At 58.6% G+C, this 13,696-nt stretch carries 9 protein-coding genes; 1 reads left to right on the forward strand and 8 read right to left on the reverse strand.

Going from position 1 to position 13,696, the window contains the following annotated elements:
• Positions 1–51: 51 nt before the first annotated feature.
• Both aruF and ACYZT8_RS22350 read right to left on the reverse strand, forming a co-directional pair.
• On the reverse strand, positions 52–1,071 hold the full coding sequence (gene aruF / locus ACYZT8_RS22345) for an arginine/ornithine succinyltransferase subunit alpha (RefSeq protein WP_218441620.1): 1,020 nt from the start codon (positions 1,069–1,071) through the stop codon (positions 52–54).
• Positions 1,072–1,298: 227 nt separating this feature from the next.
• On the reverse strand, positions 1,299–2,519 hold the full coding sequence (locus tag ACYZT8_RS22350; protein ID WP_461975991.1) for an aspartate aminotransferase family protein: 1,221 nt from the start codon (positions 2,517–2,519) through the stop codon (positions 1,299–1,301).
• Positions 2,520–2,805: 286 nt separating this feature from the next.
• On the opposite strand from ACYZT8_RS22350, the gene ACYZT8_RS22355 reads away from it, so the two are divergent.
• On the forward strand, positions 2,806–7,665 hold the full coding sequence (locus ACYZT8_RS22355) for a dermonecrotic toxin domain-containing protein (RefSeq protein WP_461975993.1): 4,860 nt from the start codon (positions 2,806–2,808) through the stop codon (positions 7,663–7,665).
• A gap of 1 nt (position 7,666) precedes the next feature.
• Here ACYZT8_RS22355 and ACYZT8_RS22360 read toward each other — a convergent pair whose 3' ends face one another.
• From ACYZT8_RS22360 to ACYZT8_RS22385, 6 genes are all read right to left on the reverse strand, one after another.
• Entirely contained in the window at positions 7,667–8,647 is a 981-nt protein-coding gene (locus ACYZT8_RS22360) for a GlxA family transcriptional regulator (RefSeq protein ID WP_010457247.1), read from the reverse strand.
• Positions 8,648–8,892: 245 nt separating this feature from the next.
• Entirely contained in the window at positions 8,893–9,657 is a 765-nt protein-coding gene (locus ACYZT8_RS22365; protein WP_109634103.1) for an ABC transporter ATP-binding protein, read from the reverse strand.
• 27 nt (positions 9,658–9,684) lie between these two features.
• Complete coding sequence (locus ACYZT8_RS22370; protein WP_461975996.1) at positions 9,685–10,797, reverse strand: M14 family metallopeptidase; 1,113 nt, start codon at positions 10,795–10,797, stop codon at positions 9,685–9,687.
• Between the two features lies 1 nt (position 10,798).
• The gene (locus tag ACYZT8_RS22375) at positions 10,799–11,497 is read right to left on the reverse strand and encodes an ABC transporter permease (RefSeq protein WP_283181347.1); all 699 of its coding nucleotides are present in this window, start codon (positions 11,495–11,497) and stop codon (positions 10,799–10,801) included.
• Positions 11,494–12,183, reverse strand: coding sequence for an ABC transporter permease (locus tag ACYZT8_RS22380; protein ID WP_010457254.1), 690 nt, complete (start codon positions 12,181–12,183; stop codon positions 11,494–11,496). Before ACYZT8_RS22380 ends, ACYZT8_RS22375 begins: the two co-directional genes overlap by 4 nt.
• A gap of 90 nt (positions 12,184–12,273) precedes the next feature.
• Positions 12,274–13,047, reverse strand: a complete 774-nt coding sequence (locus ACYZT8_RS22385) for an ABC transporter substrate-binding protein (protein WP_461955284.1) — start codon at positions 13,045–13,047, stop codon at positions 12,274–12,276.
• Between the last annotated feature and the right edge of the window lie 649 nt (positions 13,048–13,696).

The following is a 13,696-nucleotide window of genomic DNA, read 5'->3' on the forward strand; positions in this document are numbered from 1 at the left end:
GCTGCTGCCACCCGCGAAACACTTCTACTTTCCAGGCATTCAAAGCAGTCGTTAAACCGCCACCAGGCGCACGCTCGCACCTTCACCGACGCCCAGGGCTTCGGCCGCTTCCAGATCCAGGGTCACGGGTTTGCCCGGCGCGTAATCGAGCTCGAGCAATACGGCGCGGTAATCCTGCAACTGGGCGTTGGCCACCAGGTACTGACGACCGGCGCCTTTGACCGGCTCGCCGATTTTCACCGGTACTACACGGCTCTGGGCGATCGAACGGATCCCCGAGACGCGGGCATGCAACGTCGGGCCACCGTCGAAAATGTCGATGTAGTGATCGGTCTCGAAGCCTTCGCGCATCAGGATATCGAAGGTGATCTGCGCCCGTGGATGCACCTGACCCATCGCTTCTTGAGCGGAGTCCGGCAGCAAAGGCACGTAAATCGGGTAATGCGGCATCAGTTCGGCAAGGAAGGTCCGGCTCTTCAGGCCGCACAAACGCTCGGCTTCGGCATAGTTGAGGTCGAAGAAGTTGCGACCGATCGCATCCCAGAACGGCGAGTCGCCATTTTCGTCGCTGTAACCGACGATCTCGGTCACCACGGAATCGGCAAAACGCTCCGGATGGCTGGCGACGAACAGCAGACGACCACGGGAGTTGAGTTCTGCCCAAGGCGAACCCACCAGCTCACGCTGCACGTAGAAACTGGTCAACAAGCTGTTACCAGTCAGGTCGTGGCACTGCGAGAGCACGTGAATCTTGTTATGAATCTTCAGCTCGCGGGAGGCGTGCACGAAGGTTTCATTACGGAAGCTGTAGAACGGCTCGGAATAACCGGCGGAGGCAACGATGGCCGAGCAACCGACCAATTTGCCGGTGGCCGAGTCTTCGAGCACGAAAAAGTAGCTTTCTTCGCCGTTGAAGCTGACTTCAGCGGAAAACGAGGCTTCGCTTGCGGCGATCTTGTCGCTCAGGCGTTCAACGTCATCCGGCAAGGAAGTGACACCAATCGGGCTGTCCGCAGCCAGACGCTGTACCTCGCCCAGATCAGCCATTTGCGCGGGGCGCATCACCAGCATGGTGTCACTCCTTAATCTCAGAACTTACAGAAGAAAAAATCCCGGGCCATCCCTGAAACAACTCAGAGTCAACTGTGGGAGCTAGCCTGCTAGCGATATCGTCCTGTCAGGCAACAATGATGTTGGCTATCAGGCCCTCATCGCTAGCAGGCTAGCTCCCACACTTTTGATCCAGCCCGAAACAAAAATTTGGATCGACGCCTGGATGTCAGGCGCCGAAGGGTCTATCAGGCTTGCGTCAACTTGGCCACGGCGCGTTCGAAACGATCCAGGCCCTGGTCGATGTCTGCGTCTTCAACCACCAGGCTTGGCGCGAAACGCACCACGTCCGGGCCGGCTTGCAGAATCATCAGGCCTTCACGTTCGGCCGCGTTGAAGATGTCTTTGGCCTTGCCTTTCCAGGCATCGCTCAGCACACAACCGATCAACAGGCCCATACCGCGGACCTTGGTGAAGATGGCGTATTTCTCGCCGATCTGCTCCAGGCGAGCCTTGAACTTGTCGTGCTTGGCTTTGACGCCGGCCAGCACTTCAGGGGTGTTGATCACGTCGATCACCGCTTCCGCGACAGCGCACGCCAGCGGGTTGCCGCCGTAAGTGGTGCCGTGAGTGCCGACGACCAGGTGTTTGGCCAAATCTTCGGTGGTCAGCATCGCCGCGATCGGGAAACCGCCGCCCAGGCTCTTGGCGCTGGTCAGGATGTCCGGGACCACGCCGTAATGCTGGTAGGCGAACAGATGGCCGGTGCGACCCATGCCGGTCTGCACTTCGTCGAAGATCAGCAGCGCGTTGTGCGCGGTGCACAGGTCGCGGGCGCCTTGCAGGTACTCAAGTTCGGCCGGGATAACACCGCTTTCGCCCTGAATCGGCTCCAGCACCACGGCGCAGGTCTTGTCGGAAATGGCGGCTTTCAACGCGGCCAGATCGTTGAACGGCACGTGGGTGATACCGGTGATCTTCGGACCGAAGCCATCGGAATACTTCGACTGGCCACCGACGTTCACGGTGAACAGAGTACGACCGTGGAAGCTGTTGAGCGCGGCGATGATTTCGTACTTCTCGCTGCCGAACCGATCGTGGCCGACGCGACGGGCCAGCTTGAAAGCGGCCTCGTTGGCTTCGGCGCCGGAGTTGCAGAAGAAAGCGCGCTCGGCAAAGGTGGCGTCGATCAGCTTATGCGCCAGACGCAAGGCCGGCTCATTGGTGAACACGTTGGACACGTGCCACAGCTTGTTCGCCTGCTCGGTCAAGGCACCGACCAGCGCCGGGTGCGCATGGCCCAATACGTTAACGGCAATCCCGCCGGCGAAGTCGATCAGCTCGCGGTCAGACTGGTCCCAGACACGGGAACCGGCACCACGCACAGGAATGAATGCGGCAGGCGCGTAGTTGGGAACCATTACCTGGTCGAAATCGGCGCGTTCTACCGCAGCGTGCTCAACGGACATCGGAGTCTCCTGATGAGGAACACTCGCCGGAAACTGGCGAGCGATGGGGGGATTGTAAGGACAGTTTTCAGCCCGGCCTTGCCGCCAAGCGACAACTTCTTATAGCGCAAACCCCGGTTTTTCCCGGGTTTACGGCAATGCGACATATAGGGTCGCAAAGGCGCAGTTTAAACCGCCGGCACAGGTTATAGGCAGGCTTGTGGAACGGTGCGGTAAATATGTACCGCACGGATCAAATCATTGTCTGTTTTGCTGGCGACTCATCCAAACGCTAAGGGAATAGCGCATGACTCAGCTCGAAAACTCTTCTACTGCCGGCGGTAGTGAATCCGCCACACAGCCGGACGATCACTACCATCACCTCTTCAATAATCTGCCGACCTGGGTATTAGAAGCATCGTCCGGCACCCGCAGCGCCCTGAAGAACGCCAAGCTTACAAAGCCGATCTGGCATGGCACCGCGACGCCTCTGCAACATCAGTCGCTGAAAAAGCTCAGCCAGGAACACTGGACCCATCGAAATCGCCTGGACTCAACGCTGTCGAAGCTGCAAAGCGCACGCGCCTTTGCCGAACCCCTTCTAAACGCAGCCCTGAAAACCCGGTTTGATCTGGAACTGGACGTCAAGACGACTTTCCTGCGCCTGTACATCCCGCAAACCGTGCCGTGGCTCGGGATCAAGACCGGTGCCGCACGCACCTGGACCGTGTCGCTGCTCGACGCCGCCCTGCATAACTTTCAGGCATCGGAAACGGCGGTTGATGCTTATGAGTCCGCCTCGACATTCATTACCGAACCGTCGCCCACAGGGCAGTTCGATACGCTGCCGGCGGTCAAGCAGAAACTTACCGTCGCGGCCTTTACCCGGTTGTGCCGGGAACTGGATATCGGCGCCCGGTACAACACGTACCTCAAAGACAATCTGGGGCTGACTAACGCAGTGGCCGGTGCAGTCGTGAAATCAAAGGTGATCGGCTCGCACAAAGCGGCACTCAAAGCGGCGCTGCAAATGGCTCATATCCGCAAGGACATTCCAGAGGATGCCCATCTCTCGATCCTGCACATTCTGGAAGGACGCTCGGGTGCTCGACTGGATGGACAACCGTTGTACGGTCATGACCTGACCATAATGTCTTCCTCTTTGACCGGGATTGTCGTTTTTGCCGCAAGCCTGGAGCGCGCACGCAAGGGAACACGGATCATTGCCTATATTCCGGACGATCCAGAGCATCCGCTCAAGGAATACCCGAACACCCTGGCGTTCATGACCGAGCTGGCCCGCAAGCTGCGCGCACCTTCCTACCAGACGTTCTTCAGCCGTTTTATCGAACACAAGGAAAGGGGCCATTTCTTCGCTGATCTCAACCGTCGCCTCCAGAGCGTGACCTGGCATCAGCACAAGCGTGGCGACCCACTGCCGAGCTGGCGCGAAACGCCCATTGACAGGCCGAATCTGCAGTTTTTGCTCACCCCGTTCAGCGCCGACTTATGGAAGCATCTCTACCAGCGACAACTGAACAAGATTCTCAACGATGCAAGCACGCTAGCCGTCTCCACCGCCTCTGCCGACCGAAACGCACGATGGGCCTTGTGGGACGCCTTCAGCAAAGTGGCTTCCACACTCCTTGATATCGCGACGTTCGTTGCATTGCCTTTCGTCCCGTTTCTCGGCGAATTGATGCTGGCCTATATGGCTTACCAGTTACTCGACGAAACCTTCGAAGGCATTGTGGATCTGGCCGAAGGGCTGAAAACAGAAGCTTTCGGCCATCTGCTGACGTTCGTCGAAACAGTGGTTGAGGTGGGTACATTCGCGGTGGGCGGCGCCATCGCTGCCGGCGCCTTCAGCCGCCTGCTCTCGCGGGAAGCTGTCGCGCTGGTTGACCCACTCAAACCCGTCGCAACGCCAGATGGAAAAACCCGCTACTGGAAGCCGGATCTCACCCCTTACGAACAGGTACACACGCTGCCCGAAGGAGCAAAACCCGATCAGCATGGCCTCTATCACCAGGGGGGCAAGATGCTGCTGCCGCTGGAGGGAAAGCTGTATTCCGTGAAATCCGATGGCACCTCGGGCGCGTTTCAGATTGAGCATCCGACCCGGGCCGATGCTTATCAGCCTTCCCTGCTGCATAACAACCACGGTGCCTGGCACGCAGAGCTGGAGCAACCGCTGAACTGGGATCGGGAAACGGTCATGCGTCGTCTCGGCCAAAGTGTCGAGTCGTTCAGCAGTGCCGAGCGCGAACAGATCCTGCGAGTCAGCGGTTTCCACGACAATGCCGTGCGCGAAATGCATGTCGAACATTATCGACCGCCTTCGTTGCTAACCGACACGATCAAACGCTTCAGGATCAATCGGGACATTGAGTCTTTTATCGAGCAGATCGGCAGTGATCAGCCCGAGCACTATCGAAAGGCTGACATGACCCTGCAACATCAACTCCTGCGCAGTTACGACGACTGGCCTGTCGACACACCCCTGCCGACACCGCAAGCCCAAACGCCAGCCTTCAGACAACAGAGCGCCGAACTCGCCCGAAAACACCAAAAATCGCTGTTCGATTTGCGTTATCGCGCACAGGAAAAAACCGATGATCCGCGGGTTCAGCGACTGCTCGACGACGTGCAGGGGTTACCAACCGATATCGCCCAGGAACTGGTGAGCAATGCTTGCGGCACCGAATTAAAACAGCTGCACAACGGAAACACGCCCCCTCGACTCAAGGACGCGGCGCTGAAAGCCATGGAGGCCGTGCGTGCAACCCGAGCCGGCGAAGGCTTTTATTCCGAGGCGATGGACAACACCGACACTCACCGACTGGCCTTGCAAAGCCTGAACTCACTGCCCGATTTACCAGCCGAGCTGCGTATCGAGGTGAGGGATTACTCAACCGAGGGGACCTTGCGCGACAGCATTGGCCAGCCTGATGCGCCGATGCTTAAAACACTGGTTCGCGCTGAAGACGGGACTTACCAGGTTCACCCAGACAATGAATCGGCGCCCGGTGACTTTTATCACGCCTTGTTCCAGGCGCTGCCGGATGCACAGCGCAATAAGTTGAGCCCTTCGATTACAGACGCGCGGGCGCTTAAGCAGCGCATCGCCGAACACGCGATGGAGCAACCGGCATTACGCACGCTGTTCACAAAAAATCCCCATCGAAAGCCATTCTATGACCCGACCACCATGCGCCTGCCCGGCGGCACGCAGGGGTACAGTCGAGTCAACCGCGAGACACCTACGCTCAACGACCGGGTTCGGGAGGTTTACCCAAACCTGCCTCAGGAGGAAATGCAGTCCTTTGTCCAGGCGTTGCAACTTCACCCCGATGGCGCTCGCGTAGAACTTTCACGCTTGAGCAGGGAGTTGGCCCGACTGCATAAGGATCTGCGCACGTGGGTAGATGACGCTCCCACTGCTCATCCTGAAAGCGGTCGCCCGCTCAGTGAACTGGAGCAACAAGCCGAGAGAAACAATCGCCGGTTGCTGGCTCAGGAAATCCAGCGCAGCTGGCGGCGGCAGTCCGACCGGGACTTCGACACACCGGATGGGGTTAGCCGGTATACGCTCAGGTTTGCAGAGCCGATCGTCGGTGACTTGCCATCATTGAGTGCCGATTTCGGTCACGTGTCGCTACTGTCCCTGGAAGGCAATCGTACCGCGCAGGGTATGCCCGGTTTCCTACAGGGCTTCACTGGGCTACGCCGCCTGGAATTACGCCGTTTCTCCCTGAGCACCCTCCCCGATGCCATTAGCCGAATGCCAGACCTTCGCGCCTTAGTGTTAAGCGATTGCGGTATCAGGGTCGACGCGGCCACGTGGTCGAAACTGACGTCATTGAACAAACTGAGCATGCTGGACCTGTACAAAAATCCGTTTGAAACCCTGCCCCGAATCGACACGATGAGCGAACTGGCACACCTGGATCTGAGCGACACCCACCTGACAGAGATTCCGGCCAACCTTTTGCAACACCCAAAGCTCGACGCCCTCATGCTGATGAACAACCGTATCAGCGAGTTGCCTGCCGGATTATTCGAGAGTTCGCTGTACGAAAAGCGCGGCGTACACCTCACGCACAATCCGCTTTCGATCAGGGCACGGGAACTGATCAAGCAACACCACTTCGAGACCGCTTACGACATGGGGGTCTATGCCCCCGAGGCAGACATTGATCGCGTCAAGGCGTTGTACCCCGGCATGGAAGTCGAACAAGCGAGCGAGTTCGTCTACGAATTGCCGGGGACGCTGGAGGATGGCCGGACCTATCTGACGCGCCTTGAGGAAGAGCTCACCCAACTGAGAAATGATCTGTCTGCCTGGACCGCCGACGTTCCCGACCGGCATCCCGATACCGGAGAACCTTTCAACGCCGACCAACTGTTTGCCGAGCAAGCCAACCGTGACGAATTCAAGCAGGCGCTTGAGAAGTGCTGGCAGCGTGAGTCCGAACTGGATGATTTCAATGAATCGCTTGAGCCGACTTTCGAGTTCACTGTCCGCCCGGTCATCAATGGAGAACTGCCGGCCTTGAGCGCGGACTTCAGTCATGTTTCCGCGCTGGAGGTCCACAGTGCCGATGGCGTAACGCGCATCGGGCGCTTCCTCGAGTCCTTTCCAAACCTCAAAAGCCTGAGGCTGCGCGGGTGCGACCTCGGCAATATTCCCGACGCGGTGTTCAAGATGGGGCGTCTGCGCTCACTGTCGCTTCCCGATTGCCGGGTCAGTCTGTCAGCAGAGACGGCCAACGCACTGGCGGGAATGGAACAGCTTGATTACCTCGACCTGGGCTTCAACCCGCTGGGGCGCACCCCTGATCTGAGTCAGATGCCCGAACTGGCGAACATATTGCTCAACGACACCGGCATCACTGAAATACCCGATGGCCTGCTTCAGCTGACTGATCTGGACTGGGTAGATCTGAGTATGAATGCGATTACTGAGGTGCCCAGCGACTTGCTGGAGTTGCCGGTGGAGGTTGCTGAAAACATCACGTTGAGAGGCAATCCGTTTTCGGAGGAAAGCCTGTTGCGACTGATCCGTTACTTCGAACTGACCCGCGCGGATTTTGGCGTAGAAGAGGTGATCAACCGAGGTGAAATGCAGGTTTCCACCTCTGAGGGTTCCGAGATCGACGAGTAGATCAGCCGCGCTCGGACGGCACCGACGACAATTCGAATGGACTGCTGCTGCGCCGCTGGTTGCGATCTTCACGCGGCGTGGCGCCGAAGAAGTTGCGGTAGGCGCTGGAGAAATGCGGCCCCGAGGAGAAGCCACACGACAGGCCGATCTGGATGATCGACTTGCTGGTTTGCATCAACATCTGCCGGGCCTTGTTCAGGCGCAGTTCCAGGTAGTACTGGCTCGGCACGCGGTTGAGGTATTGCTTGAAGATCCGCTCCAGCTGTCGGCGGGACACGCACACGTGCTGGGCGATTTCGTCGGTGGTCAGCGGCTCTTCGATGTTGGCTTCCATCAGCAACACCGCCTGGGTGAGCTTCGGATGACTGGAACCCAGGCGGTTCTGCAAGGGAATGCGCTGGCGTTCGCCACCCTCACGGATGCGCTCGACCACCAATTCTTCGGATACCGCGCCAGCCAGTTCGGCACCGTGATCACGGGCCAGCACCGCCAGCAACAGATCGAGTACCGACAGGCCGCCACACGCGGTCAGACGATCACGATCCCAATCGAACAGATGGCTGGTGGCGATGACTTTCGGGAAGCGTTCGGCGAAATCGTCCTGCCAGCGCCAATGCACGGCCGCGCGATAACCGTCGAGCAAACCGAGCTGCGCCAACGGATAGACACCGGCGGACAAACCGCCGATCACACAACCGGCTCGCACCAACTGCTTGAGCGAACTGCTGAGCGCCGGCGCGAGTGTGGTCGGCGGCTCATCGGCGAGCAGGAACAGTTTCTGGAAGTTTTCGAGCTTGCCGGCCCACGGCTCCCCCGGCAATTGCCAGGCGCCTTCGGTCGGCGGTTCGGCCTGCAAGAATGACAACTCGTAGACCACGTCCGGATGCACACGCTGGGCAACACGCAAGGCCTCCTCAGCCAGCGCAAGCGTCAGTGCTTTAGTGCTGGGCCAAATCAGGAAACCAATTCGATGGGCAGTCATGGCGGGCAATCCGAAACGAAAACAGTGATGAAGGCATGGGCCAATGCTAGCCCGGAAATGAACACAAATCTCAAAACCAACACAGATCCATTGTGGGAGCTGGCTTGCCAGCGATGGCGGTCTGTCTGTGCCAGAGATACAAACTGCCCCACCGCTATCGCTGGCAAGCCAGCTCCCACAGGGAATCGGGGCCAGCCTTTAGGTTGCGAAGCATGCACTATCCCGGTGCGCAACGGGAGTTCGGTTTACTTCAAACTGCCCGAGAGGAATTGTTGCAAACGTTCAGACTGTGGATTGACCAGCACTTCACGCGGGTTGCCGCTTTCTTCGACGACGCCTTTGTGCAGGAACACCAGCTGGTTCGACACTTCACGGGCGAAGCCCATTTCGTGGGTCACCACCACCATGGTGCGACCTTCCAGCGCCAGGGCCTGCATGACTTTCAATACGTCGCCGACCAGCTCCGGGTCGAGGGCCGAGGTCGGTTCGTCGAACAGCATCACCTCAGGCTCCATCGCCAGCGCACGGGCAATCGCCACACGCTGTTGTTCGCCGCCGGACATGTGGCCCGGGTAAGCGTCTTTGCGATGCGCCACGCCCACCTTGTTCAGGTAGTGTTCGGCTTTTTCACGGGCTTCGGCCTTGGACATGCCCAGCACGTGGACCGGCGCTTCCATGATGTTTTCCAGCGCGGTCATGTGCGACCACAGGTTGAAATGCTGGAACACCATCGACAGGCGCGAACGCATGCGTTGCAGCTGTTTCGGGTCGGCCGCTTTCATCGCGCCGTCCTTGTTCGCCACCAATTTCAGCTCTTCGTTGTTGAGCAGAATACGGCCCGCGTGCGGCTGCTCGAGCAGGTTGATGCAGCGCAGGAAAGTACTTTTGCCGGAGCCACTGGAGCCGATGATGCTGATCACATCGCCAGCCGCCGCTTTCAGGGACACGCCCTTGAGCACTTCGTGACTGCCATAGCGTTTATGCAGGTCTTGGACTTCAAGTTTGTACATGCGGTCGGTTCTCACAAAAACAGTCAGTCAGTCGTTGAGCAAGCGCCCGTGACGCAGCGCTTCGCGCCCCGCCACCTTGGCCAGCCAGAAACCGGGTTGGGCATAACGCAGCCGTTCAATGGCAAACAGCACCCCGGACGTACCAGCACACACCGTGCTGACCCGATCCGATAACGGATCGATCACTTCGAAAATCTCGTCGCCGGCTTCGATCCACTCACCGGGTTTACGCAAAAAGCTGATCACGCCCGGATGCGGCGCGAACAGCAATTCGGTGCCTTCGAATGGCATCCCTTCGCACGCTTCTTGCGCAGGTTTCGGCCATTCGCCGCTGATCAAGCCTTGCTCGGCGAGGAACGCCAGGATGCCTTCAGCGTAAGCCTCGGCTTCCACGCGACCGGTATCGGCCTGACCACCTAACTCAATGGTAGTCGCCAGGCAGGCCAGCGGTATTTGTGCATCCGGAAACTGACGGGACAGGCGCAACCACGGCAGCGAGCAGGCCTCGTCAAAGGAACTGCCGCCGGAATCTTCCGCCAGCAACCCCACCTTCACATTCAAGTGCGCGGCCAGCGAACGCCATTGCGGCCAGTGTTGCGGCAAGGCGTACATGTGCAGCGCCGCTTCGGCATCGCAATGCAAATCCAGCACCACATCAGCGGTGCAAGCGTGGCTGAGCAAAATGCGCTGCATGCCTTGCAACTGACTCGCGGCCGGTGGCAATGCGGCCAGCGCATCGCTCATCGCCTGACGGATCAAACGGATATTGGCGTGAGGATCATCGCCCAGGTGCCCTTCAAGCGCAGCGGCCACTGGCGCGCTCAACTCGACGAAATCCCGGTTGAAGTTCTTGCCGCTGCCCGCCTCGAAACGACCTTGATGGCTGCCTTGCAACAGCTGACCAAGGCCCAGCGGATTGGCCACCGGCACGAGTTCGATCACACCGTTGAGCAAACCTTGGGCTTCGAGCTCGGCCAGGCGCTTTTTCAGCTCCCAGGCCGTGCGCATCCCCGGCAATTCATCGGCGTGGAGGCTGGCCTGGATGTAAGCCTTACGCTCGCCACCACCGAAGCGGAACACCGAAATCTGGCGTTCGCTGCCCAGGTGGTTCCACGGCAATGAATGATCGATGCGTTCCATATCAGTGCTTCCGCGGGGCCAGATAGCCCAGCCAGCGGCGCTCGGCCAGTTTGAACAGCTTCACCAGAATGAAGGTCAGGCACAGGTAAAACACGCCAGCGGTGATGTAGGCTTCGAACGGCAAGTAGAACTGAGCGTTGACCGTGCGCGCGGCGCCGGTGATGTCGATCAGGGTCACGATGGACGCCAGACTGGTGGTCTGCAGCATCATGATCACTTCGTTGCTGTACTGCGGCAACGCCCGGCGCAGGGCCGACGGCAGCAGGATGCGCTTGTACATTTTGTAGCGCGACATGCCCATTGCCTTGGCCGCTTCGATCTCACCGTTCGGCGTGGCGCGCAGGCTGCCGGCGATGATTTCAGCGGTGTAGGCGCTGGTGTTGATCGCAAAGGCCAGACACGCACAGAACGTCGCGCTGGACAGCCACGGCCACAGGAAGCTTTCACGTACGGCTTCGAATTGCGCCAGGCCGTAGTAGATCAAAAACAGCTGCACCAGCATCGGCGTGCCACGAATCACGTAAGTGAAGAGCCAGGCCGACATGTTGACCACGGCATTCTTCGAGACGCGCATCAGCCCCAGCGGCAGGGCCGCCAGCAGACCGAAAAACAGCGACAGCGCGAGCAATTTGAGGGTAGTCACCAAGCCGCCGAAGTACAGCGGCAAGGCCTCCCAAATGACGTTGTAGTCGAAGATCATAGATCAGCCGCCCTTACGCCTACCGAGTAGCGCTTCTCAAGGTGACGCAATGCCAGCAACGAGACACTGGTGATCACCAGGTACATTGCGGCCACTGCGAGGAAGAAGGTGAAAGGCTCGCGGGTGGCATCTGCCGCCTGCTTGGCCTTGAACATCATGTCTTGCAGACCCACCACCGAAATCAGCGCGGTGGCCTTGGTCAGTACCAGCCAGTTATTGGTGAAGCCCGGAATCGCCAGACGAATCATCTGCGGCACCAACACCCGGAAGAACACCTGAAAACTGCTCATGCCGTACGCCATGCCAGCTTCTGCCTGACCTTTGGGGATCGCCATGAACGCGCCGCGGAAGGTTTCCGACAGGTACGCACCGAAGATGAAGCCCAGGGTGCCGATACCAGCAGCCAACGGATTCAGGTCAATGTAGTCGTCAAAACCGAGCATCGGCGCCACGCGGTTGAGCAGGTCCTGACCACCGTAGAAAATCAGCAGGATCAGTACCAGGTCGGGAATACCGCGGATCACCGTGGAATACAGGTCGCCCAGCCAGGCCAGCCAGCGAACCGGCGACAGACGCAATGCCACGCCGATCAGACCCAGAAAGATGGCCAGGACCATGGACGACAAGGCGAGCTGAAGCGTCAGCCATGCGCCATCGAGGATGACAGCCCCGTAGCCTTTCAACATGATTCAGGTCCTCGAATGTGGGGATGAAAAAATGGCGCAAACCTCAGAGATCCTGTTGCTTGCGCCATTTCGGACTTGTTGCCGGACGTATTACTTGCCGTAGATATCGAAGGCGAAGTATTTGTCCTGGATTTGCTTGTACTTGCCGTTCTCGCGAATGGCAGCGATCGCGGTGTTGATCTTGTCTTTCAGCGCGTCGCCTTTGCGAACAGCGATACCCACGCCATCGCCGAAGTACTTGACGTCGGTGAAGGCCGGGCCAACGAAGGCGAAACCTTTGCCGGCGTCGGTTTTCAGGAAACCGTCATCCAGCAGCGTAGCGTCTGCCACGGTGCCGTCGAGGCGGCCAGCGGCCACGTCGAGGTAAATTTCGTTCTGCGAACCGTAAGGCTTGATCTCGGCACCCAGCGGGGCCAGGACTTCGCGGGCGAAACGCTCGTGGATCGAACCACGTTGCACGCCGATGTTCTTGCCCTTCAGTTCAGCCAGGCCTTCGCTGACTTGAGTGCCAGCCTTCATGACCAGGCGAGCCGGGGTGTTGTAGTACTTGTTGGTGAAGTCCACGGATTTCTTGCGGTCTTCAGTGATCGACATGGACGACAGGATCGCGTCGATCTTGCGCACTTTAAGTGCCGGGATCAGACCGTCGAACTCTTGCTCGACCCACACGCACTTGACCTTCATCTCTTCGCACAGGGCGTTGCCGATGTCGTAGTCGAAACCAACGATGCTGCCGTCCGGTGCTTTGGAAGCGAACGGAGGGTAAGCCGCTTCGATACCAATTTTCAGAGGCTTTTCATCGGCGAAGGTTGGCAGGGACAGCACGGACAGTGCCAGGGCGCCGAGCAGCACGAGTTTCTTCATGTTGGGACTCCATCGGTAAAGGGCTAAAACGGCAGAGTGAGCGACAGCCCAATATGCGAGTGAGTGGAACCGCAAAGCGATGCTGCGTCGTAGGAACCGCGCGCTTTTTTCAACGCGAGCAACAACGAGCGAGTGATCGGCATTCTAACGACAGGCCCGAAGCCGATATTTCTTCAATGCGACAACTAATTACAGAAGCACTGAGAAAGCCGTTTGAGCGCGTTGACAGCCTTGCAAATTCATGCAAGAGCAAAAGACAGTTAACCGATCTATGTTGCAAATTGCGGGCCTATTATTGGCAAACCCTTCTAATCCGGCAAGCGCAGCGTTATGTCTTATTTTTTGCGGGGGTCGGAGAGGCCCAGGAATGGAGGTTTTCGTTTCCCAATGCCCCGTATGGGGATGAGCGGTTACACATTCAGTTACTTGAATGGGGGTGGGTAACAGTGGGAATGGGCTGACGGATGAAGCCGATAATTATTGGCCGTTGTTTATGCGGTGTCGGACCGGGCCTCATCGCGGGCAAGCCCGCTCCCACAGGTTTTGGGGTGTGGTTCAGATTGCAGGCACACCACAAATCCCTGTGGGAGCGGGCTTGCCCGCGAAGAGGCCCGAACTACCAACACAAAAACACCAGACATGAAAAAGC

This window comes from Pseudomonas sp. LB3P93, from assembly GCF_054898025.1.

Excerpts from the sequence above, each read along its gene's own strand:
- ACYZT8_RS22370 (WP_461975996.1), bottom strand. The coding sequence starts at position 10,797 with ATGGAACGCATCGATCATTCATTGCCGTGGAACCACCTGGGCAGCGAA.
- ACYZT8_RS22375 (WP_283181347.1), bottom strand. The coding sequence starts at position 11,497 with ATGATCTTCGACTACAACGTCATTTGGGAGGCCTTGCCGCTGTACTTC.
- ACYZT8_RS22355 (WP_461975993.1), top strand. The coding sequence starts at position 2,806 with ATGACTCAGCTCGAAAACTCTTCTACTGCCGGCGGTAGTGAATCCGCC.
- ACYZT8_RS22360 (WP_010457247.1), bottom strand. The coding sequence starts at position 8,647 with ATGACTGCCCATCGAATTGGTTTCCTGATTTGGCCCAGCACTAAAGCA.
- ACYZT8_RS22380 (WP_010457254.1), bottom strand. The coding sequence starts at position 12,183 with ATGTTGAAAGGCTACGGGGCTGTCATCCTCGATGGCGCATGGCTGACG.
- aruF (WP_218441620.1), bottom strand. The coding sequence starts at position 1,071 with ATGCTGGTGATGCGCCCCGCGCAAATGGCTGATCTGGGCGAGGTACAG.
- ACYZT8_RS22385 (WP_461955284.1), bottom strand. The coding sequence starts at position 13,047 with ATGAAGAAACTCGTGCTGCTCGGCGCCCTGGCACTGTCCGTGCTGTCC.
- ACYZT8_RS22365 (WP_109634103.1), bottom strand. The coding sequence starts at position 9,657 with ATGTACAAACTTGAAGTCCAAGACCTGCATAAACGCTATGGCAGTCAC.
- ACYZT8_RS22350 (WP_461975991.1), bottom strand. The coding sequence starts at position 2,519 with ATGTCCGTTGAGCACGCTGCGGTAGAACGCGCCGATTTCGACCAGGTA.